This is a genomic window from Vibrio profundum, assembly GCF_050337555.1.
Classification (GTDB): Bacteria; Pseudomonadota; Gammaproteobacteria; order Enterobacterales; family Vibrionaceae; genus Vibrio; species Vibrio profundum.
The window spans coordinates 82061-105315 of record NZ_JAKJTA010000003.1 but is presented as its reverse complement, the minus strand read 5'-3'; the positions used below and the strand labels follow the sequence as shown (position 1 = coordinate 105315).

Here is a 23255-nt window from a genome sequence, read left to right as displayed (position 1 = left end):
GGTTGTCCTTCAATTTTCTTTGTATCAAGATGGACAACTGAGCCCGAATTTCATAATAGATGTAACTGACTACTTATACGGACATGATAAAAATGACGTTTCTAAAAACTGTGTTCAAATCCGCTACTGCACTTTCCGCAGCCTTCGCGGCATTTTCTTCTTTCGCCAATCCAGTTGTGATTCCGGATGCTCCAGATATCGCGGCGAAAGGGTACGTGCTGATGGACTACAATTCCGGTAAGATATTGGCAGAAAACAACATGTCCTCCAAGATGCACCCTGCCAGCTTAACCAAAATGCTGACCAGCTACGTCATAGGTCAAGAGTTAAAACGTGGCAATATCCACCGCGATGATCAAGTGACTATCAGTAAAGCCGCATGGGCGAAAAACTTTCCTGAGTCTTCAAAAATGTTTATCGAAGTCGGGACCAAAGTCAGTGTGGCAGACCTAAACAAAGGCATCATTATTGATTCAGGCAACGATGCCTGTGTCGCAATGGCTGAATATGTTGCTGGTTCACAAGGTGCATTCGTTGATTTAATGAACTCTTGGGCGAAAAACATCGGTATGAAGAACTCACACTTCGCCAATGTTCACGGCCTAGACAATTCAGATTTATACACCACACCGTATGATATGGCGATACTGGCAAGAGCCTTAATTCATGATGTGCCAGAAGAGTATAAGATTTATAAACAGAAAAAATTCACGTACAACGGAATTACGCAATACAATCGCAACAGCTTACTTTGGGACACCAGCCTAAACGTCGATGGCATCAAAACAGGCCACACAAGTAACGCTGGCTACAACCTAGTGACCTCAGCAACGCAAGGCAACATGCGATTAATCACCGTGGTGATGGGTACGAAAAGTGCTAACGCTCGTGTCGCTGAAAGTAAAAAGCTGCTCACCTACGGCTTCCGTTTCTTTGATACTGTCGAACCACATAAAGCCGGTGAAACCTTTATCCAAGACCGCGTTTGGATGGGTGACAAAGATACCATTGCGTTGGGAGTCAACGAGAATACCTACGTCACGCTACCGCGCGGAGAAGCGAAAAACTTAAAAGCCAGTTTCGTATTAGAAAAAGCACTTGAAGCGCCAATCAATAAAGGGGACGTAGTTGGTAAGCTATACTATCAATTGAACGGTAAAGATGTCGCCGAATACCCTCTTGTTGCGTTAGAAAATGTGGATACGGGTGGCTTCTTTAGCCGTATGTGGGACCACATTGTTTTATTCTTCAAAGGCTTGTTTTAAACAAAGAACCAAGGGCAATGAAACCGCATAGACACGGATTTCGTTGCTCTTGAGTTCCAAGGTATTTGTCAGTAATATGGCGCTCGAAGACTTAAAGAAATAGCTGGAGCTTCTACCATGTTAACCATCAATTCAGATGCAAAATTAAAAGATTTACTAGAATTCCCATGTTCATTTACCTACAAAGTCATGGGGCATGCAAAACCTGAATTAACCGAGAAGGTTCTAGAAGTCATCCAACGCCATGCGCCAGGCGACTACAGCCCGACGGTAAAGCCAAGCGCGAAAGGGAATTACCATTCCATTTCAATCAATATCAACGCGACCTCCATTGAACAAGTTGAAACCTTGTACAAAGAGCTGGGTGAGATTGATATCGTTCGCATGGTTCTGTAGACGAATAACTGGCCAGAACAAATGGCGCAAAGCAGCTCAGGCTGCTTTTTTATTAACTTTTTATACGGAAGTTATTAACTGTTGATTAAATTCTTCAGCGCTGGAGTAGTGCCAATCGCGTTATCCCTTTATAATGCCCCCACTGCAATCTCTATATGATATCAAGTATGCAACAGCAACTTTTAGTGAAACGACTCGGTCGACAAGATTATCTTCCTGTCTGGCAAGCCATGCACGACTTTACCGATAACCGAACTGACGAAAGCGTCGATGAAATTTGGCTGGTAGAGCATAACCCTGTGTTTACTCAGGGCCAAGCAGGCAAAGCTGAGCACGTACTGGATGCGGGCGCAATCCCTGTTGTACAAAGCGACCGTGGCGGACAAGTTACCTACCATGGTCCTGGCCAACTGGTGGCGTACTTTTTGATTAACCTACGCCGGAAAAAACTCGGTGTGCGTGATTTAGTCACCCATATAGAAAACATCGTCATCAATACACTCAGCGCCTATCAAATTGATTCCAGCGCCAGACCTGACGCTCCAGGCGTGTATGTCGAAAGCAAAAAAATCTGTTCCTTAGGGCTAAGAATTCGTAAAGGCTGCTCCTTCCATGGCCTTGCCCTCAACGTTAACATGGATTTATCGCCTTTTCATCGCATTAACCCATGTGGCTATCAAGGTATGGAAATGACGCAGATCAGCCAACTCGGCGGCCCAGAAGATATGGTCGTCGTAGAGCAACAACTCGTTAAAGAACTTATTTCACAACTCGATTATGAGCAAGTCGAACTTATAACAGAAGCAGACAATCATGAGTAAACCAATCCAAATGGAAAAAGGCGTTAAATACCGTGACGCCGATAAGATGGCATTGATTCCAGTAAAAAACATGCCAGCGGAGCAAAAAGAAATTCTTCGTAAGCCAGACTGGATGAAGATCAAGCTTCCATCAGACAGCAAACGTATCCAAGAAATCAAAGCTGCCATGCGTAAAAACGAGTTACACTCGGTATGTGAAGAAGCCTCGTGCCCTAACCTTGCAGAGTGTTTCAACCATGGAACAGCCACGTTTATGATTCTCGGTGCCATCTGTACTCGCCGCTGCCCATTCTGCGACGTTGCCCATGGCCGCCCACTGACGCCTGAAGCTGGTGAGCCACAAAAGCTTGCTCAGACAATCAAAGATATGAAGCTCAAATACGTGGTGATCACATCGGTTGACCGTGATGACTTACGTGATGGTGGTGCTCAACATTTTGCAGACTGTAACCGTGAAATCCGTGCACTTAACCCAGAAATTCGCATCGAAACTTTGGTACCTGATTTCCGTGGCCGTATGGATACTGCGCTTGAGCTGTTAAAAGACAACCCGCCAGATGTCTTTAACCACAATTTGGAAACAGCACCACGCTTGTACCGAAAAGCAAGACCAGGGGCTAACTACAAGTGGTCACTACAATTGCTTCAAAAATTCAAACAGCAGCACCCTGATGTCCCGACTAAATCAGGGATCATGATGGGCCTTGGTGAAACCAAAGAAGAAATCGTTGAAGTGCTAAAAGATCTACGCGCGCATGGTGTGACTATGCTAACGCTAGGCCAATACTTAGCACCAAGCCGACATCACCTTCCGGTAGAAAGATATGTTCCGCCATCAGAATTTGACGAACTAAAAGAAATCGCCTTAGAACTTGGCTTCACTCACGCTGCCTGTGGACCATTTGTGCGTTCTTCTTACCACGCCGATCTACAAGCAAAAGGCGTTGAGATTAAATAATCTCCAACTTTAATAGTCGACGACCTTATTAGGTCACCACTTTATAGGGAAGCCCATTCATGGCTTCCCTTTTTATATCACAATTTTTCCTCACTTGAATGTATGCACTTAATTCTATAGGCTAACCTTAAATAATTAACATAATTAATTGGCAACAGACATTTGGCTAAGGAACCACAATGAATCGAATTGGATTGTTCACGCTCGTCGCATCAGCTCTACTCGCGGGTTGTGCATCGAATACGCAAGAAGATAATTACCGCGAAGCCTCTTTCGAACTCTGTAACACCGAAGTGAGCGTTTATTCGGTTAGTGATGATGGCCGCGTACGTATTATATGCTCTGACGGTTCTAAATTTGCTCTAAACAGTGAGAGCACGCTGGCAACGATGAAAGACATCAACATCGAATACTGTGACGGCGAAGGTCTAGGTAAGTTTAACGAAAGTCGTAAATACTACTCGTTCAAATGTAAATCTGGCACCTTGCTTAGTATCTCTAAATAATCGCCTTTCTGCTTCGAAGCTGGCTCTATGCCAGCTTTTTTCGTTTTCAACTTCTGCTAACTTACTATTCAGGCCTTTCTGCCGACACCCACTACTCTACATAGCTACCAACGACTCTATATCGCTGCCAATTGCACCTGCACCTGCACCTGCAAAATTTAACATTTCATTAACTATCACAGATATACCTGTCCAGCCGAGGTAAGGTGATACTAAGCTTTTGCTGAAAATTCCCCCTAAGCATGGCTACTTCACCAGCATTATATTTTGAGGTCACATAAACGTTGCCTCAAATGTAACACTGTATTACCATGCTATCACACTAACACATCGTACTGACTTTACCGTGAAAAACTCTACTGACTTAGCCGACGAACTTTATGCAGCCATTGCTCTCCTGAAATCAGCAGAAGAGACCAAATTATTCTTTGCCGATTTGTGTACTCCGCAGGAACTACACGGTATGGCTGAGAGATTGAGAGTTGCGAAATATTTGCAGCAAGATATGTCTTATCGTGAAATTTCGGCAAAAACGGGAGTCAGTGTCACCACAGTCGGGCGGGTAGCACGTTCACTGAATTACGGAGAAGGTGGTTATGAGTTGCTCTTAGAGAGACTCCCAGCATCGTCTTAAACCCGTTTTATCAAAATTTATACAGCTAACCTGCTTCTGGCCACGCAAATCAAATAACGAATTGTCCCGCTCAAGCACTCATTTTTTGCTTCAAACTCTATCGGTAGGATTTATATGGTAACCACCAATCGCAAGAACAAAAAAGCGCTCAGCGTTTTCTCACTCGTGATGATCAATGTGATCGCTGTGGACAGCTTACGCTCTTTGCCAATCAGCGCTGAGTACGGCCTTTCTCTCGTATTTTATTACATCGCTGGCGCATTATTCTTTATGATCCCAAGTGCCCTTGCGGCTGCGGACATGTCGACTGGCTGGCCACAAAACGGCGGTATCTATGTATGGGTAAGAGAAGCATTTGGCAAAAAAGCGGCGTTCATGGTCGCGTGGATTTTATGGCTGTATAACATTATCTGGTTCCCAACCATTCTGTCTTTTCTCGCCTCAACGCTGTTCTTCATCATAGACCCAAGTCTAGCAACCGATAAGAGTATGATTTTCGTTGCTATCGTGATCATGTTTTGGCTCGCCACGCTTTCCAACTGCTTTGGTATGAAGGTTTCAGGCGTAATTAGTACATTAGGCTCCATTTTTGGCACTCTGTTACCTATGATACTGATTATTATCTTAGCGGTTGGTTGGGTAATGGCGGGCAAACCAATTGCCATCAACCTGAGCTGGCACGATGCAATGCCAGATTTGAGCAGCCTAGACAACTTAGCTATTTTGTCAGGTATGTTATTTGGTCTGGTGGGCATGGAAATGTCGGCCATTCACGCTCAAGATGTTGAGAACCCGAAGAAAGATTACCCAAGAGCACTTTTTTATTCGACCATCTTGATCCTGACTTGCTCCATCTTAGGTTCACTTGCTGTGGCAATGGTTATCCCACAAGACAAGATCAACCTATCATCGGCCGTCATCACTTCGTTCTCTATCTTTTTTGAAAGCTATAAAATGTCGTGGATGATGCCCATCATCATGGTATGTATCATACTAGGTGGTTTTTCTGGTGTATCGGCGTGGATTATCGGCCCAAGTAAATGTATTCGCCAAGCCAGTGAAGATGGTACTGCACCCGCTTTTTTAGCCAAAAGTAACCGCAACGGTGCGCCAATTGCCATTTTATTAGTACAAGGGATTCTGTTTACCGCGCTCGCGACCCTGTTTTTATACTTCCCCGGATTCAACGCTTCATACTGGCTGCTGACGGCTATGACGGCTCAGCTGTCGGTGATTTTCTACCTATTCTTGTTCGCAGCTTTAATCAAACTGAAAATATCTCAACCGGATGTCCCACGTGGATACTCTATCCCGGGTGGCACGGCGGGTGCGGTGATCGTGGGCGGCGTCGGCATCATTACATGCTTATTTGTTCTTGTGCTAGGTTTCTTCCCACCTTCACAAATCAACATCATGAGCAAGACGGCTTATGAATCTATTTTGATTGGTGGCATAGCCCTAGTCTGTATCGTGCCATTATTGATTCCGGCAAGAAAGACCGATCAAGAAACCAATATCGCCTAGGTAATTAAGTTGTTGTTGAGATCTACGCAAGAATAGAGCCTGATTATAAGTTCGCTCCGTGCTCCAGACTAAAATAGCCACTCGATTGAGTGGCTATTTTAGTCTCGGTATCGTATCAATTTAGTGCATTGTCGTGTTCTTTTTCAGCTCCGACAGCAACGCAATATAGATGGGGTTACACAAATCTGCGATTTCGCCATCTTGAGCAGAATGATACGACGAACTCCATTCCACTAAAGTGCCATTGTCTGTTTCCGTTAATTGAACCACGCCGACATAGTCTTGTACCACAGAGTCGGAAACAGGTCCCGGACCATCATCAATGTGATAGGCAAAGCGGTGCGCATCATCGTTATACTCGACCAATGTTTCGTGAAAAGCATCGTTAATCACTCTTTTCGCGCCGACATGATGCCCATCCACCGCCCCTACTTTTTGTAACGACGTGACCACGCCACTGGCCCAAGACATATCGTGAAAGTCACTCACCTCTTGCCAAACACTATCGATCGGTTGGTTTAATTCAATTTTGTTGTAACACTTACCCATAATCAGCCCCTCTTTCCCCCTGAACTGCGAACCTACGCTGCATGGCAGCATTCCTTGGTTAATCCACTCTCTAACGAGTCCATCTCCTAACTAATTTTAGCTAGACCAAGAAAAATTGCCGACGAGCAGGAGGCGGAAAATTCAGACAAACAAAAAAGGTGAGCAGATCTCTCCACTCACCCTTTCAAAGCATCAATAGAATCAAATTGTAAGCGCAAGCCTAGATAACCAACACGAACCTAAACTAAACGAGTTAGAACAATCTAATCTAACGCACTTTCTACTCGAACCTAATTTATGCGTAAACTGGAAGGCGCTTACAAATTTCTAGCACTTTCGCTTTCGTTGCATCAATCACGCTTTCGTCATTGATGCTATCTAGCACATCACACATCCAGTTCGCCAATTCTTTCGCTTCTTCCAAGCCAAAGCCGCGGCGAGTGATTGCAGGCGTACCAACACGAATACCAGAAGTCACAAACGGGCTACGTGGATCGTTTGGCACAGAGTTTTTGTTTACGGTAATGTTGGCTGCGCCAAGTGCTGCATCCGCTTCTTTACCTGTGATGTCTTTATCAATCAGATCAACCAAGAATAAGTGGTTCTCTGTTGAGTTAGAAACAATCTTATAGCCACGCTCTTGGAATTGAGCAACCATTGCTTTAGCGTTAGCTACAACGCGCGCTTGGTAGTCTTTAAACTCAGGCTCCATCGCTTCTTTAAACGCCACTGCTTTGGCTGCGATAACGTGCATTAGTGGGCCACCTTGGCCACCAGGGAAGACAGCTGAGTTCAGCTTCTTGTACATGTCTTCGCCAGCGTTTGAAAGAATCAAACCGCCACGAGGGCCTGCAAGCGTTTTATGTGTAGTCGTTGTCACAACGTGTGCGTGTGGGATTGGCGTAGGATAAGCACCTGCTGCGATTAGACCAGCAACGTGCGCCATATCAACGAACAAGTAAGCACCCGCTTTATCTGCAATTTCGCGCATACGAGCCCAATCAACAACCTGAGAGTATGCTGAAAAACCACCGATGATCATCTTAGGCTTATGCTCTAGAGCCAGCTGTTCCATTTCATCGTAGTTAATTTGGCCAGCTTCGTCGATACCGTACGGGATCACATTGTAGTGCTTACCTGAGAAGTTTACTGGTGAGCCGTGAGTTAAGTGTCCACCGTGCGCTAGGCTCATACCTAGAACGGTATCACCTGGATTCAGTAGCGCCATGTAAACTGCGCTGTTTGCTTGAGAACCTGAGTGAGGCTGAACGTTAGCGTAGTCACAACCAAATAGCTCACACGCACGGTCAATCGCTAGCGATTCCGCTTTATCTACGTACTCACAACCACCGTAGTAACGCTTGCCTGGGTAACCTTCTGCGTATTTGTTAGTAAGCTGAGAACCTTGCGCTTCCATCACTCGTGGGCTGGTGTAGTTTTCTGAAGCGATAAGTTCGATATGCTCTTCTTGGCGAAGAGTTTCTTCTTGGATAGCTGCAAATAGCTCCGCGTCGTAATCCGCAATATTCATATCACGTTTTAGCATCTGTATCTCCTGATTCAGCAAGCGCTGAAAATAGCAAAAAACCACACAACGACCAAAAGCAAACGTTTTCGTCACCGTTTATGGCGCGTATTCTACATAAAATGATTTATATCACAAAGGGAAAATTCGACTTTTCTTATCATGCTGGTCATTAATCAGGCCAAAGCTATATTTCAGCCCAATAAGTGGGTAACAAAGCGAGTGATACCGAACCCTCCCAAAAACTGAGTGCCCATATGTTTACCCTAAATTGCCGTTTTAAACTAGCGACAGGGTCGCCTTTTCGTCAGTTACCCCAGTGGTTTGACCGCTAAGTGAGTTAATTGGGCAGAATTAGAGCAATACGTTACCTCTCCTTCTCCTTCAACTGACTCGACAGTTCCTTGGCTACATGCCCAGGCGGTTGAGTAGAAGCTGCAACCAAGCGATACATCATAGGCACCACAAATAAGGTGACGAGCGTGGCGAACGCCATGCCGAAGAAAATCACGGTGCCAACGGCCATCCGGCTTTCATAGCCCGCACCAGACGCCAACAACAAAGGAATAGCGCCGGCGAGCGTGGTCATGGCGGTCATAATAATGGGCCGTAAGCGGCGGACACTGGCATCGATAATCGCGGTTTCAAACTCAACGGAGCGATTACGCAGCTGATTGGCAAACTCGACAATCAAGATGCCATTTTTTGTCACCATACCGATCAACATGATCATGCCGATTTGGCTGTAAATATTTAGCCCTTGTTGCAGCAAGACTAAGCCAAACAACCCGCCAACGATCCCCATTGGCACTGTGAGCATGATAATCAAGGGATTGATAAAGCTTTCGAACTGAGCACACAGCACTAAATAAGCCACCAACAGTGCCAAGCCAAACACCAGCACAATGCTCGATTGGCTTTCTTTAAACTGTTTCGACTCCCCACTATAGCTTACCGAGATATCACTTGGCAGTTTCTCAATGGCTAACTCATCAAGAAAAGCCAACGCATCACCAAGGCCGTGTCCTTGTGATAAGTTCGCCGAGATCGTAATCGATTTTTTCTTATTGTGATGAGATAGCTTAATCGACGAAGCCACTTCATCGACTTTCACTAGACTAGCTAGGCTAATCAACTCCCCTGAACTAGTGCGTAGGTAGATTTTACTCAAATCGCCACTGTGCAAAAAATGCTGCTCTCCCGCTCGCAGGTACACGTTGTATTCTTCACCGCGCTCAACAAAGGTGGTGTCGCGCTTACCCGCCAACATGATCTCCAAAGTATCAGCAATTTCCGTCGCTGGAATACCAAACTGGGCAGCGCGATGTTTATCCACTGACACCATAAGCTCAGGCGTTTTTTCCGAATAATTAAGCTCGGCGCCTTCCATAATTGGCGATTCTTCCGCGGCTTGCTTTAGCGTTTCAGCCCACAGCTTGAGCGCCTGATAATCCGCGCCGCCTAGCACAAACTGAACAGGCTCACTCGACCAACCACGAAAGCCGGGTAAAAATGGGTAAACCCGCACATCTGGAATGCCCTTTAAGGCTTGGCGCACTTGAGCCAGCACATTGTTCGCACTTAAGTCTCGCTGCTGCCAATCCTCCAAAATCATGATAACGAATCCAGTTTGATCGCCAGCATTACCACCAAAGGCTGGCGACTGCAGGTTAAAAGATTTCAGTACACCTTTTTCAACCAAGGGCAGCAACCTTTGCTCGACCAACGCCATATTGGCCGCCATACGGTTAAAACTAGTGGCTTCCGCACCGCGCACAAATGCAAAGACGACACCTCTGTCTTCGGTGGGTGTAAGTTGCAGCGGCACTTTGCCAAACAAAACGTAGCTCCCGGCGATACAAAGCACAATGCAACTTGGTCCCAACCATATTAGCTTTAGCGCACGGGACAAAATGCGCCGATAATGTCGCTCAACGAAGCTAAAAGCTTGGTTGACCAACCTTTGCAACCCGTGCGGCTCTCGGTGTGCGCGCAATAGTTTACTCGCCAATGCTGGGGTAAGCGTTAATGCAATCAGAGAAGAAAACACCACGGCCATAGATAACAGCACCGCAAATTCGCTAAACAGCAAGCCAGCCATATCGTCAACGAAGGCGATGGGCAAAAACACCGCGACCAAAACTAATGTGGTCGCTATCACCGCGAACCCCACTTCTCGCGTACCTAAAAATGCCGCGATCAAAGGCGTCTCGCCTCGTTCAATGTGATGGTAGATATTTTCCACTACCACTATGGCATCATCGACCACTAATCCGATTGCGAGAATAAGTGCCATCAAGGTGATCAAGTTGATCGAATAGCCGAAATAATACGCCGCCATACAGGCAGAGAGTAACGAAGCGGGCACTGCAATCGCAGGAAGTAAAGTCGACCGAACTTGGCCAATAAATAGATAGAGAATCACCACCACTAACGCTGCGGTAATAAAGAGAGTTCGGTAAACTTCATGAATCGAGCGTTCGATAAACACAGTCGAGTCGTAATCAATCGCCAGTCGCGTTCCTTCGGGTAAAAACGCCTGCATGGAGTCCACTTGCCCACGCACCGCTTTGGCGACATAGAGCGGATTCGCCCCTGTTTGTGGCACAATCGCCATGCTCACATTCACTACCCCCGAGCTTTTAAACATTGACGACTCATTTTCTGCGCCAATATAAACCTCAGCGATATCCCGCAAATAGACGGCTGGGCGATTTCCTTCCTGCTTGACCACCAAAGATTGAAAGTCTTGCGCCGTTTGATAGGCGCGCAGCGTGCGCACCGACATCACAACGGCATCGTTTCGTATTTCTCCGCTGGGTCTTTCTATATTTTCTCGCCGCAGGGCTTGGCTTATATCTTGGGTGGTGATCCCCCGCCCTGCCATTTGCGCCGGGTTTAGCTCGATATACATCACTTTCGATAGCCCGCCCACAACATTGACGGCACTAACTCCGGCAAGCAAGTTGAAGCGATCAAGCAACACACGGTTAATGTAATCAGTGAGCTGAGCCCGGTCCATATTGGCGGAACTCAGATTGACGTACAAAGAAGCCTTTCCCGAACCATTATTTTTATACACCACGGGCTCTGAAGCTTCTTCTGGAAGTGCATTGAGCGCCCTTGTCACAGCATCTCTCACGTCACTCACTCCAGCCTGAAAATCGTAGCCCAATTTAAAACTGACGGTTATGCGCGAAAAGCTATTGCGGGTAGTTGAGGTGATTTCATCAACGCCGGTTAGACCTGCTAACTGGTCTTCTAGCACTGAGGTAATTTGGCTCTCGATAATGGTGGCCGACGCCCCCTCATAGCGAGTGCTTATCGACACAACTGGCGTCTCAATATTCGGCATTTCTCGCACCGCTAATTTTGAAAACGAGACCATACCAAACACACACAGCAGTATCCCCAGTACGACTGAAGAAACTGGCCGTTGGACTGCAACGTCAGAGAGCCACACAGTTATCCCTCACTCTTAATTGCTGTACCAATTTTCGTGACTTCTTGAATTTTTACCCCATCTCTCATATTGATAAGCCCCTGCACGACAACCTTTTGCCCAACGTGCACGCCCTTTTTAATCACCACCTTATTTCCCATTCGCGCACCCAGCTCCACCTCGGTACGTATGGCAGTCTGATCGCCTCCGACAAGGTAGACAAATCGCTTGCTGCCTGCGTATTCAAGCGCTTGTACTGGAATCGTCGCCGCTTCTATTGGCTGTAAAGGGATCTGCGCCGACATCAGCATGCCAGGCTTCAAGCTGCGCTCAGAATTATCAAACTGGACACGAGTCGTTATCGTCAAAGATTGTGCATCAACGCGAGAATCAATCGCTTTTACCACTCCAGTAAAACTCAGCTGTGGCCAAGCGTCGCTTATGCCAACCACCTTTGTATCAAGCGATAAATAAGATAAATAACGCTCAGGAACGGCAAGATCTAGCTCCATTTTGGAGAGGTCATCTAACGTAAACAGCACGCTGCCTACCGTAAGGTATTGGCCACGACTTAGATGAATAAGGCCAACAGTGCCCGCAAAAGGAGAACGAATCGTACGTTCATTCAGTGCCGCTTTAGCCAAATCAAAACGGGCCTTAGCAATATCGACCAATGCGCCTTGGGCTTCCAACTCAGTCTGTGTCACGGCGTGTTTCTTCACCAATTGGCTAAATTCTCTAAATTTCCGCCGCTCATCTTGCCAATATGCTTTCGCTTCCAGCAGCGAAGCTTGTACTTTATTACTAGTTAAACGAACTAAAACTTGCCCCAACTGCACACGCTGGTTGGTGGTAACGTTGATCTCGGCTATTTTTCCAGCCACTTCAGTCGACACATCCACAGCTTGCTCGGAGGCTAACTTACCGACTAGGTTCAGCGTTTGTGATAACTGCTGTAACTCCACGCGTTCCGTCACCACAAACACACGGCGCTGCTGAGCGGCTGGGTTAGCGAACAGATCAAGGCTACTCAGCAGAAAAAACGCCGTTAGCCCATACAGATTCCATTTATTCACCGTGTTTATATCCTAAACATAATAAACTGATATAAATATATACCTAAGTGAGCCATTGGCTCGCACCAGCTTACAATAGTGTTATCGGCACCAATTTTATTATTGAGATGAAATCGATTGAGTGAGATCGGTACACAAATAATAAATAGAATGAGAGAACTTGATGTTTTTAGTGAACAAATAGCCATCAAAACAGATAAATATTGGCAACTCTGACCAAAAAGTCAGCATTCGATTCAAAATAACAAGAAAAGTCTTTACAGGTTTTAAGAGTTTGCTATGATTCGCTCCGAACTTGAGTGAAGCGTTGGGAAAACATCACTTAAGCCACTTCCAAGAGAAGTGGGAAACACCCCTGGAGGGGTTCCCGAGTGGCCAAAGGGAGCAGACTGTAAATCTGCCGGCTCCGCCTTCGATGGTTCGAATCCGTCCCCCTCCACCATATTCTTCCTTAACTGGAAACCACTTAGCTAAAGCGTTGGGAAAACCTTAGTTAAGCTTACTTTTGAAAAGAAGTGAGAACATCCCCTGGAGGGGTTCCCGAGTGGCCAAAGGGAGCAGACTGTAAATCTGCCGGCTCCGCCTTCGATGGTTCGAATCCGTCCCCCTCCACCATATTTTCCTTAACTGGAAATTACTTAGCTAAAGCGTTGGGAAAACCTTAGTTAAGTTCACTTCTTAAAAGAAGTGAGAACACCCCTGGAGGGGTTCCCGAGTGGCCAAAGGGAGCAGACTGTAAATCTGCCGGCTCCGCCTTCGATGGTTCGAATCCGTCCCCCTCCACCATATATAAAAAGCCAGCTGAAAAGCTGGCTTTTTTGCATCTGAAGCAAAAACATATCAAAAAGTGCATTTAATTTTAAGTAAGTGACACACAGCCACCTACTTGAAACCAGAGAAGATCACTTATGACAAATAATCAGGTACTTGCTTAATACTATCTAGCACGACATCTGCGATAGATTCGCCTCGCTCAGTCACCGATTTCCCGGTACGCACCAATATTTTCGTGCCAACGCCAGCAGCATCAGCAGCCATCAGATCTTCCGCTTTATCGCCGACCATCACTGATTTAGCCATATCAATCTCAAGATGCTCTTTAGCAGATAAAAACATACCCGGCTTCGGCTTGCGGCAGTCACAATCTTGTTTGTATTTACCCACACCGTGCTCTGGGTGATGCGGACAATAGTATACGCCATCAAACTCAACACCATGGTCGACAAAATTCCAATCCATCCATTGGGTCAGCGATAGAAAACGGTCTTCGCTAAACAGGCCTCGCGCGATACCCGATTGGTTCGTCACGAGAACCAACTGGTATCCCATGTCTTTCAATCGCTTAGTCGCTTCAAAAACGCCGTCAACAAATTCAAAATCATGCTCATCATGAACATAACCGTGATCGACATTGATCACTCCATCACGATCTAAAAACACTGCAGGTTTGGCCAAAATTTAATTCTCAATTCACTTTCCAATAGAACAATTATTGCATGCTTTATAAGTGACATCACCCTAATTTCCCGCGTAACCAACTCTCAAACACCGCCTCTATATCTCCTTAAAAGGTCATCTAGACGTCTAGACGTAAAAATATCTATTGACTTATTTAAACGAAACTCATAGCATCTTTGGCTAGTTAATGTGTTGTTTACAACCAAATATTCTCATCTGATGTAGGTTAAAAAATGATTGAGATCAAACAGGTAAATAAAGTCTTCTATCAAAACGGAAGCCCAATTCCCGCACTGAAAGACATCAATTTGACGATTGAGCAAGGTGCGATTTTTGGCGTAATTGGCTCTTCTGGTGCTGGAAAAAGCACACTGATCCGTTGCGTCAATATGCTTGAGCAACCTACATCGGGCTCGGTGATTGTCGACGGGGTTGACTTAACAACCCTCAGCTCAGCTGAACTTGGACAAGCACGCCGCAACATAGGCATGATTTTTCAGCACTTCAACTTGCTCTCTTCGCGTACGGTGTTTGGTAACATCGCCTTACCACTAGAGCTCGCGAATAAAGACAAAGCCAGCATCGAAAATAAGGTGACACAGCTACTCGAACTTGTTGGCTTAACCGACAAGCGCGACAGCTACCCAGCCAACCTAAGTGGTGGGCAAAAGCAGCGCGTTGCGATTGCACGCGCACTGGCATCAGATCCAAAAGTATTGCTGTGCGACGAAGCCACTAGTGCCCTCGACCCAGCAACTACTCAATCGATTTTAGATTTGCTTAAAGAAATTAACCGTAAGCTGAACCTCACGATCCTACTCATCACTCATGAGATGGACGTAGTAAAGAGTATTTGCCATCAAGTGGCGATCATTGGGGATGGTCAGTTAGTAGAAAAAGGCAGCGTGGGCGACATATTCGCCCATCCAAAAACGGAATTGGCTCATCAGTTCATTCGCTCAACTTTGGATCTCACTATCCCTGAAGATTTTCAACAGCGTTTGCAAGCAAACCGCATTGAAGGTAGCTACCCGTTAGTGCGACTAGAGTTCACAGGAGCGACGGTTAAAGCGCCACTCATTTCGCAAATTGCCCGTCAGTTTAATATTGATATCAGTGTATTAAGCTCAGATATCGACTACGCTGGCGGCGTTAAATTCGGCATGATGTTAGCCGAAATGTTTGGTAGCGAAGCCGACGACCAAGCAGCGATTCAATTTCTTCGCAATCACCATGTAAAAGTAGAGGTACTGGGTTATGTTCTTTAATTCTGTCGTTGACTGGCTCAGCCTGAACAGCAGCTTAATTTTCGATGCGACTCTGCAAACTTTATACATGGTCAGCGTCGCGGGCATCGTTGGCTTTGCCGTTGGCATTCCTTTAGGTGTCGTTTTGCATACCACCAAAAAAGGCGGTCTGTGGCAAAACGTTGCGCTCAATAGAATATTAGGCGCGGTAGTCAATATTGGCCGCTCAGTACCCTTTATCGTCTTGATGGTAGCCATTATCCCTGTCACTAAGTTTTTTGTCGGCACCTTTATCGGTACCACTGCCGCTATTGTTCCTCTTAGCATCGGCGCCATTCCATTTGTGGCGAGATTAGTCGAAGGTGCCTTGATTGAAGTGCCAACGGGTCTTATTGAAGCGGCGCAGTCTATGGGCGCGACCCCAATGCAGATTATTCGTAAAGTGCTTCTTCCTGAAGCACTGCCGACCATTATTAACTCTGTCACCATCACGCTCGTAACTTTAGTCAGCTACTCGGCGATGGCGGGCACAGTCGGCGGCGGCGGTCTAGGTGATGTGGCTATCCGCTACGGCTTCTATCGCTACGACATTGGCGTCATGGCAGCCACAGTAGTCCTACTCATTATCATAGTGCAATTGGTGCAGTCATTCGGTGACGCTATCGTGCGCCAAGTCGACCACAAATAATCCAACAAATTCTAATTAGGTTACACAAGGAGACAGTAATGAAACTTAACCTGAAACGTTTACTAGCGGTTGCTACCGCAGCCTCTGCTCTTGCTCTCGCAGGCTGTGGCGATAAGTCAGACAGCCAACAGCTTAAAGTAGGCGTCATGGCTGGATCTGAAGCACAAGTTGCTGAAGCCGCAGCAAAAGTAGCAAAAGAAAAATATGGTTTAGACGTTAAGTTAGTCACCTTCACGGACTATGTGACGCCTAACGCTGCGCTGGCAGACGGCTCAATCGATGCTAATGCTTTTCAGCATAAACCTTATTTAGATCAGCAAATTGACACTCGTGGCTACAAACTGGCGATCGCGGGAAAAACGTTGGTTTACCCTATTGCTGGATACTCAAAAACACTTAAATCTGTTAAAGAGTTAAAAGACGGAGCAAAAATCGCGATTCCTAACGATCCTACTAACTTAGGTCGCTCACTATTGCTTCTTCAGCAACAAGGCTTGATTAAGTTACGTGAAGGCTCAGGCTTACAAGCGACTGTGCGCGACATTGTCGAAAATCCGAAGCATTTAGATATCATTGAACTGGATGCTGCTCAGCTACCTCGATCACTAGACGACGTCGCGATTGCCGTAATCAACACCACATTCGCTAGCTCAATCAACCTAACTCCACAAAAGGATGGTATCTTTGTCGAAGATAAAGATTCACCGTATGTGAACCTGATTGTGGCGCGCAAAGACAACGTTGATTCAAAGAAAGTGCAAGAATTTGTAAAAGCCTACCAAACCGATGCGGTTTACAATGCCGCGCTAAAAATCTTCCATGGTGGCGTTGCGAAAGGCTGGTAACGTTCACCCTTTCCTAGCGATCTGTCCTAGTACCGTCGCTAAAAAACAAAACTAAAAAGCCAACCTCGAAATAGGTTGGCTTTTTTTATGCTTACAATCAGCTTCTTATATTAAGAGATATGATCCCAAGACATATTCGAGACTAAACGACACTTGTCACATTTGAAATGGAAAATATCGAGCACTGGTTCAGGTTGCAGCCACTCGCCTGAGCAAGACGGGCACAGTCGTGCTTGCTCATCTTGCAAACTGGTGCCGCCGACGCGATACAGATAGTAGTAAGTTGGGACCTTAGTAATATGTTCAATGCGGCCGCGCAAACCCATTCCACGCTTATACAGCACACTGTCGGTATCGCATATTTCATGCAGCACCGCATGCTCAGCTCGGCAACCACCCGCCATTTGAATTTCATCGCAGGCTTGCCATTCTGTTTGCCACTTTATGACCGCTTTGTGGTCACCATTTAGCGTGGCCGGATTCCGGTACAAAGGAATTGGCAGCAAGCTGTCACCGCTGCGCAGCGGCGAGCAAGTATGTACATACGTGGTGTACAGCACCTGCCAGCTTGGGTCATCTTCTGCCGCTTCTTCTGAATTGATATCACGCCCAATCAAACGTACTTTAGGTGCTAAGAGCTTTGCGTCTGCTAAGCGTTCTATACAAACCTTCACAAAGTCTGAATGGTGTTGAGGATGCAGGCTATCTTGCTCTGGACAAACGAGTCTAAGCGTAAAAATGCCCTCTCCCATCACAATTGGGAACTCTCGGCCAAGAACCTGACCGTTATAACGCAGCGCGTCCATCAAACCATTGATTGCCTTGTCAACGGCGCTAATCGTGGTGTTATCAAAACACTCAAATTGTATTTCAACTACGTACATCGTTAAACCGCCGGTACCAAACCATCAAGAAACTCTGCTAGGCTGACAGCCAAAACCTGTCGATTCTTGGTTCCTAGCTCCTCCAGCAATACGTTGCCAGACAAATTACAAATTGAGACAACTTCCATCTCATCATCCGTTGTCGCAATAAATACGGTGGGCTGTAGCTTCAAACGGCGTTGCATCACCAAATGGCCGAGTATATTCTCTTGCAAGAGCACAAAATCATCTTGATTCCATACTTGCAGCAAGGTCAGTGAATTACCACGCCAAATTGCGTCCATATCCGCACTATATTGTGAACAATAAAAGGCCTTAATATCGTTGTGCAACTCCAGCTCAATACCTTGCTCCACGTTATCAAAACTCGCCATCGGCTCTAGTGCCACTGGCTGCCATTGCCCATCATTATCAGCATCGCCTTGCAAACACGACGAAGGCATATCCGCCATGTCATGGTTACACGGTAAAGTGCCATGCTCTGCAACAAACGTGTCAATATACCTTTTGCCAAACGCGAGTAGAGCTTGTGAGCCAGTAGAGGCCATAGTTATCTCCAAATTTTTCACCTATTGATTCACCGCTCTTTGAATGCATCGGCCCGATGAGCCGCAACTTCATTCAAGTTTCGAGCGCGCTCTTACACAAAAAAACGACAAATTGCCGTAAAAAGCATCGCGTAAGATCAACCACGCCTACTCATCTAATGACATAAAGAACGGGATTTCGTAATATTCCAACTATTCTAAATCAATTTGCAATCAAACCATGAATAAATATTCCGAAGCCAAAGAACTTACGGGCCTAACCTTGGGGCAGAAGACCGATTATGCCAGTGAGTATGATGCTAGCTTGCTGCAACCTGTTCCTCGCAGCCTCAATCGAGATGACTTACAACTCGGTGAGACCTTACCCTTCCAGGGCTGTGATATTTGGACTTTATATGAGCTTTCTTGGCTAAACCCTAAAGGCGTACCACAAGTGGCGATCGGAGAAGTGTTTATTCCTGCCACTAGCACTAATTTAGTGGAATCGAAGTCATTTAAGCTGTATTTGAATAGCTTCAACCAAACCCAATTCCGAAGCTGGGACGAAGTTCAATCCACCCTTGGTCGTGATTTATCAGCCTGCGCCGATGGTGAGGTTAGTGTCTCAGTTTTACCTGTGACCCACTATACCAATCAACCCATCGTCACGATGGCTGGCGATTGCATTGATGACCAAGATATTCAAATCAGCGACTATGAGTTTGATGCCGCTTTGTTAGCCAACGCTACCCATGATGATATCGTCACTGAGTCTCTGCACAGCCACCTGCTAAAATCAAATTGCTTGATCACCAACCAACCGGATTGGGGCAGTGTCGAGATTCAATACCAAGGTAAAAAAATTGATCGTGAAGCACTGTTGCGCTACCTCGTCTCTTTCCGCAACCATAATGAGTTCCACGAGCAATGTGTCGAGCGGATTTACACCGATCTCATGCAGTACTGTCAGCCAGAACATTTATCGGTTTATGCACGCTATACTCGCCGAGGTGGGTTAGACATTAATCCGTTCCGCTCTTCGAACCAAACGGCACCTAGCTCTAGTCAGCGTATGGCTCGTCAATAGGAATCAACTTTATTATGCCAAGACTTCGCTGGACACTGTTGCTGCTAGCCTCACTGCTAATCTTCCCTGCATGGGCGGACTCGACGCCTCGATATGGCTCGCCCGTTTTGGAGGAAGCCCATCAATTATTAGGATTTTTACCTCAGCAATCAAAGAAGCTAACAGAGAATTTCCTTTACCAGCGAACCTTGGCGGATATGACAGTCCGCAATTTATCTCCACTACCTCGCAACACCGTAGAGGGCAATATACGAACGCCTAGTAGCTCAATTGATGCACTACAAATATTGGCGCGCGCTGAATTCACTTTGCATCAATACCCGCAAGCCTTCCTACAACTACAACAAGCAAAAGATTTAGCGCAGAAATATCATTTGATGTTTTCAGGGCTATTAGTACAAATCCAAGATATCCATTTACGCTGGTTGTATGACCACGATTTAGATAAAGCAGAAAAGCGCCTATCTACGGTGCAAATTCAACTCGACACACTAAATAAAAAAGATCCGCTCTCACATCGTACTTTTTTTGAGTATTACAAATTAAAAGCAGAACTCGCGGCCGCCAATGGCCAACTAGATGAAGCAAAGCTTAATTACGACAAGCTCAAATCCATTACAGACAACGATGATTCAGAATACACCACCATCGACTATCATATGCTCGTCGGACGCTATTTACTGAAACATCACTTCTACAACCGTGCCTTGTCTGATTTATTAACGGCCTATTGGCAAGCAATCGAAGTCAATGCCAGTGTCAGGCTAGCTGCCATTAATCAATCGTTGGGTGAATTATTTTACCAACGCGGAGTGCTAGACAAAGCGATTGAGCACCTATCTCAAGCTGCCGATTTTTATAATAATTATCAAAACTCACCCGTTCTGCCAGAGATACTAAAGAAGCTCGGTGACATTTATTTATTTCAAGGTAAGTATAACCTCGCCTTAGTACAATATTTCAACGTTATTGACCATGAAAATATGCACAGCGATCCAAAACAAATCGCCGAAGTGCGCTTGTCAGTGGCCGACACTTACCTCAAGTTAGACAATTACCTTTTAGCCAAGCGCTACCTAGAGCACGCAAAGACCATCATAAAACACACGCCGCCCCATCCGTATTTAACGGCTAAAGCGCAGCTTCTGAGTGCGGGACTGTCCTATCATTATCGCCACCCAAATCGAGTGATCACCAGTGCGACCATGGCACTTGCACAGGCCAAGAAAACCTCAGAAGAGCAGAAAATTGACTTAGAGAAGTCAGCCTATAACTTGTTGTACCTCGCCTATCAAGACAATGGGAAATTTGAGAAAGCGCTAGATAACCTGAAAAAGTACAACCAAATAAACAAGCTAAAACAAAGGGAGCTCAACCTCATCAGTGAGGACGACTTCCGGCAACAAAAACAATTTATCGAACAGACCTTGCACCTAGTCAGTCAAAAGAAAGAGCTAGAGAAGACCTACGACGATTATCAAACCTTCCAAAAAATTGCGTTTGGTTTGTTTTCACTTTCCGTCATTTTGTCGCTGTTTGCCCTGCGCAATAGCTACGTCTCCCACAAGCAGAAGAATCAAATCGAGGAACTGAGCGAGGACTTGTTTGCTCACTCTCGATCTGGATTACGCAATTTACGGATGCTCAACGCGAGCTTACCCAAATCCTTGGCTCACAGTAGCCACAAATTTGAAAAGTGGCACATCGGCGAACTGATCCATGAACCCCTTAACGATCGACTACGCTTCGTTATGATTGACTTACCCTTCCTCAGCAATATGTACTTACAGCATGGCTATAGTGAAGGGCTCGCTCTGGAAGGCAAGTTCGGCGACTACTTGAAGAGTGTGATTCCTTCTCCAGCTCGCCTGTACCACTTTTCCGATGCAAGTTTGCTGTACATAGAAAATAGCAGTGGTAACCCTGTCACATCGGAGCAAATGTTCACCAAAGTGCAGCAATGGGTGAATGATTTTGAACCTGAACTCAATTTGACTCGCATTGTGCGAGTCGGAATGACAGATTACCCATTTTTACCACGTGCCTATACTGCCATTAACGACAAACAGCTACTCGATATCTTGTTAATGGCAAGTAATTTGGCGCGTGATCTAAGCTGGAAAGAGAACTCCAGCCAATGGGTTCATTTCCAAGCAATTAAAAATGCACCCGCAGCCAGCCTAGCACAAGGAAATCTCCGCTCAGCCTGTCAACAAGCCATTCGTCAGGGGCTAATTAAAGTCCATTCCTCTTGTCAAAATGAGGAACACATCAAAGATTTGCTAAAAGACATTTAAGTTGATTGATTAAAGGTCGATAGTTATTAGATAGACAGGTAGGTGATGCTGATATTGTGGCACGGAACCCGCATTAATGCAGTTTAAACGTATCGCTATAGGTGCTACCCATGTAGGCACCATCCATAGAGCTCGATTGCATATAAACATTTAGTGAGTATGAAATAAAGATCGTGACTAAACGGTCTTATCTTAACAGACGAAATAGGCCCACAGAACAACAAACGAAAGGTGTGAAATGGCTAACCCGCGGACAGTCCTTGAACAGAAAATCGCTCACTGCGGAGAAACGCTTCTCAAACTCCCCTCGTTGCCTCCTGCCGTTAGACAAGATTTACAGCACCTACTCAACGATACTCTCACCACAGGCGAAGAACATGTTGAGCACTCTATCAATTTAATTAGCATCTACGAGAAGTCGATCAAAATCATCAACGCCAATTCACACAACCTGCTTTACCAAGACCCAGCGCCTCAACCGAACCCTCAACTCAAACAGCTCAGTCGCCAACTTCAACTCTTGATTCAAAAACTAGACTTTGCTGATGAGGTGGGTAACAAACTGGTTGAAGTACGCAGAAAAATATTACTCGACAGCAATCACTCTGAATTGATTAAACATACACTTGAAACCTTACAACTCGTCATTGATGGCACAATTGCCGAACGTCAATCCTCACATCAGTTTCTCGACCAAATTAACGCATCGTTCTTCGACGCAATCAAAGTCTATCAAGATAGTACCCAGCAAGTAGAACAAGATATGTCCGAGAAACACGGAATCACTAAGGAGTTGTCCGGACTTTCATCCGCGGCGATCACCGAAACAAACAATGCCCGAAACCTAGTAGCCCTCAAGCGCAGCATTACTCCATTGCTGAGCCAAATCGCACAACTGTCTGGTTCGCTGCAGCATGCTGAGCAAAGAGAAAATAACATGCTCAATAAACTAAAATACACTAACGAGCAGATGACAGAGTTGATTGAAGAGACTCACGACTATCGGAAACGCTTCGAAGAACAGCGCCACAAAGCCCAACTCGATCCACTGACCAAAGTATACAACCGCAGCGCATTTAGCGAATCGCTCGAATCAGCCTTTACCCATTGGCAAACGGAACAAGGGACACTACAGCTCGTGCTATTGGATATTGACCAGTTCACTACTATTAATGAGCGCTTTGGCAATTCAGCAGGAGATAAGGCACTCAAAATCATTGCTCAAACCATTGGTAAAGAGACGCGGAAAAAAGGGTATGCGGCGAGGATGTACGGAGACAAATTTATCGTCATGTTCACTGAACAAGAGAAAAGCTATAACCAAAAATTAATCGCGCGGGTACAAAAAAAGGTTAGTGGCTTACCCTTTAGTTTTCGACAACAAAATATCACTATCACGGTTTCCGTTTGCGCAGACGCTTTCCAAAGCGATGACACGCCAGATGATGTGTTGAGCCGGTTAGACAAAGGCATGGCAAAATTGAAACGAAATGGTATTGAGCAATTCCATTGGCGATAACCCTTTA

General features: G+C 45.8%; 20 protein-coding genes and 3 tRNA genes. 16 read left to right on the top strand and 7 right to left on the bottom strand.

Annotated features, from left to right (window positions below):
- Window positions 1-83: 83 nt before the first annotated feature.
- The 7 genes from L4C34_RS00595 (at window position 84) to L4C34_RS00565 (ending at window position 6104) form a co-directional block, all read left to right on the top strand.
- Window positions 84-1265: a serine hydrolase gene (locus tag L4C34_RS00595; RefSeq protein ID WP_428787400.1), complete on the top strand. Its 1182-nt coding sequence runs from the start codon at window positions 84-86 to the stop codon at window positions 1263-1265.
- 117 nt (window positions 1266-1382) lie between these two features.
- A complete protein-coding gene (gene ybeD / locus L4C34_RS00590) occupies window positions 1383-1661 on the top strand; it encodes a DUF493 family protein YbeD (RefSeq protein WP_428787399.1) in 279 nt (92 codons plus the stop codon).
- A 167-nt stretch (window positions 1662-1828) separates the two neighbouring features.
- Entirely contained in the window at window positions 1829-2482 is a 654-nt protein-coding gene (gene lipB, locus L4C34_RS00585; RefSeq protein ID WP_428787398.1) for a lipoyl(octanoyl) transferase LipB, read from the top strand.
- On the top strand, window positions 2475-3440 hold the full coding sequence (lipA, locus tag L4C34_RS00580; protein WP_428787397.1) for a lipoyl synthase: 966 nt from the start codon (window positions 2475-2477) through the stop codon (window positions 3438-3440). Before lipB ends, lipA begins: the two co-directional genes overlap by 8 nt.
- A gap of 179 nt (window positions 3441-3619) precedes the next feature.
- The gene (locus tag L4C34_RS00575; RefSeq protein WP_428787396.1) at window positions 3620-3946 is read left to right on the top strand and encodes a hypothetical protein; all 327 of its coding nucleotides are present in this window, start codon (window positions 3620-3622) and stop codon (window positions 3944-3946) included.
- A 346-nt stretch (window positions 3947-4292) separates the two neighbouring features.
- Entirely contained in the window at window positions 4293-4580 is a 288-nt protein-coding gene (locus tag L4C34_RS00570) for a YerC/YecD family TrpR-related protein (RefSeq protein WP_428787395.1), read from the top strand.
- A 114-nt stretch (window positions 4581-4694) separates the two neighbouring features.
- On the top strand, window positions 4695-6104 hold the full coding sequence (locus L4C34_RS00565; protein ID WP_428787394.1) for an APC family permease: 1410 nt from the start codon (window positions 4695-4697) through the stop codon (window positions 6102-6104).
- A gap of 120 nt (window positions 6105-6224) precedes the next feature.
- On the opposite strand, the gene L4C34_RS00560 is transcribed toward L4C34_RS00565, so the two are convergent.
- From L4C34_RS00560 to L4C34_RS00545, 4 genes are all read right to left on the bottom strand, one after another.
- Window positions 6225-6653 carry an SRPBCC family protein gene (locus L4C34_RS00560; protein ID WP_428787393.1) on the bottom strand — a complete coding sequence of 143 codons (429 nt, stop codon included), beginning with the start codon at window positions 6651-6653 and terminating at the stop codon, window positions 6225-6227.
- 295 nt (window positions 6654-6948) lie between these two features.
- On the bottom strand, window positions 6949-8199 hold the full coding sequence (glyA, locus tag L4C34_RS00555; RefSeq protein WP_428787392.1) for a serine hydroxymethyltransferase: 1251 nt from the start codon (window positions 8197-8199) through the stop codon (window positions 6949-6951).
- A 346-nt stretch (window positions 8200-8545) separates the two neighbouring features.
- Window positions 8546-11641, bottom strand: a complete 3096-nt coding sequence (locus tag L4C34_RS00550; protein WP_428787391.1) for a multidrug efflux RND transporter permease subunit — start codon at window positions 11639-11641, stop codon at window positions 8546-8548.
- 2 nt (window positions 11642-11643) lie between these two features.
- A complete protein-coding gene (locus L4C34_RS00545; protein ID WP_428787390.1) occupies window positions 11644-12696 on the bottom strand; it encodes an efflux RND transporter periplasmic adaptor subunit in 1053 nt (350 codons plus the stop codon).
- Window positions 12697-13053: 357 nt separating this feature from the next.
- Between L4C34_RS00545 and L4C34_RS00540 the strand changes: the two genes are divergently transcribed.
- The 3 genes from L4C34_RS00540 to L4C34_RS00530 all read left to right on the top strand — a co-directional run bounded on the left by L4C34_RS00540 (window position 13054) and on the right by L4C34_RS00530 (window position 13482).
- Window positions 13054-13138, top strand: a tRNA-Tyr gene (locus L4C34_RS00540).
- 88 nt (window positions 13139-13226) lie between these two features.
- Window positions 13227-13311 (top strand) — tRNA-Tyr (locus L4C34_RS00535).
- A gap of 86 nt (window positions 13312-13397) precedes the next feature.
- Window positions 13398-13482, top strand: a tRNA-Tyr gene (locus tag L4C34_RS00530).
- A 120-nt stretch (window positions 13483-13602) separates the two neighbouring features.
- Here L4C34_RS00530 and gmhB read toward each other — a convergent pair.
- A complete protein-coding gene (gene gmhB / locus L4C34_RS00525) occupies window positions 13603-14151 on the bottom strand; it encodes a D-glycero-beta-D-manno-heptose 1,7-bisphosphate 7-phosphatase (protein ID WP_428787389.1) in 549 nt (182 codons plus the stop codon).
- A 236-nt stretch (window positions 14152-14387) separates the two neighbouring features.
- Here gmhB and metN point away from each other — a divergent pair, with 236 nt between their 5' ends.
- The 3 genes from metN to metQ are packed head-to-tail and all read left to right on the top strand — an operon-like array spanning window position 14388 to window position 16934.
- Entirely contained in the window at window positions 14388-15422 is a 1035-nt protein-coding gene (gene metN / locus L4C34_RS00520; protein ID WP_428787388.1) for a methionine ABC transporter ATP-binding protein MetN, read from the top strand.
- Window positions 15412-16089, top strand: a complete 678-nt coding sequence (locus L4C34_RS00515; RefSeq protein ID WP_428787387.1) for a methionine ABC transporter permease — start codon at window positions 15412-15414, stop codon at window positions 16087-16089. Before metN ends, L4C34_RS00515 begins: the two co-directional genes overlap by 11 nt.
- A gap of 38 nt (window positions 16090-16127) precedes the next feature.
- Entirely contained in the window at window positions 16128-16934 is an 807-nt protein-coding gene (gene metQ / locus L4C34_RS00510; protein WP_428787386.1) for a methionine ABC transporter substrate-binding lipoprotein MetQ, read from the top strand.
- 110 nt (window positions 16935-17044) lie between these two features.
- On the opposite strand, the gene L4C34_RS00505 is transcribed toward metQ, so the two are convergent.
- Together L4C34_RS00505 and syd are read right to left on the bottom strand one after the other, a co-directional pair.
- A complete protein-coding gene (locus L4C34_RS00505) occupies window positions 17045-17818 on the bottom strand; it encodes a Zn-ribbon-containing protein (protein ID WP_428787385.1) in 774 nt (257 codons plus the stop codon).
- 2 nt (window positions 17819-17820) lie between these two features.
- A complete protein-coding gene (gene syd, locus L4C34_RS00500; protein WP_428787384.1) occupies window positions 17821-18366 on the bottom strand; it encodes a SecY-interacting protein in 546 nt (181 codons plus the stop codon).
- A gap of 220 nt (window positions 18367-18586) precedes the next feature.
- On the opposite strand from syd, the gene queF reads away from it, so the two are divergent.
- From queF to L4C34_RS00485, 3 genes are all read left to right on the top strand, one after another.
- Window positions 18587-19432, top strand: coding sequence for an NADPH-dependent 7-cyano-7-deazaguanine reductase QueF (gene queF, locus L4C34_RS00495; protein WP_428787383.1), 846 nt, complete (start codon window positions 18587-18589; stop codon window positions 19430-19432).
- Window positions 19433-19446: 14 nt separating this feature from the next.
- On the top strand, window positions 19447-21729 hold the full coding sequence (locus L4C34_RS00490; protein ID WP_428787382.1) for a tetratricopeptide repeat protein: 2283 nt from the start codon (window positions 19447-19449) through the stop codon (window positions 21727-21729).
- A gap of 238 nt (window positions 21730-21967) precedes the next feature.
- Entirely contained in the window at window positions 21968-23248 is a 1281-nt protein-coding gene (locus tag L4C34_RS00485; RefSeq protein ID WP_428787381.1) for a GGDEF domain-containing protein, read from the top strand.
- Window positions 23249-23255: the final 7 nt, after the last annotated feature.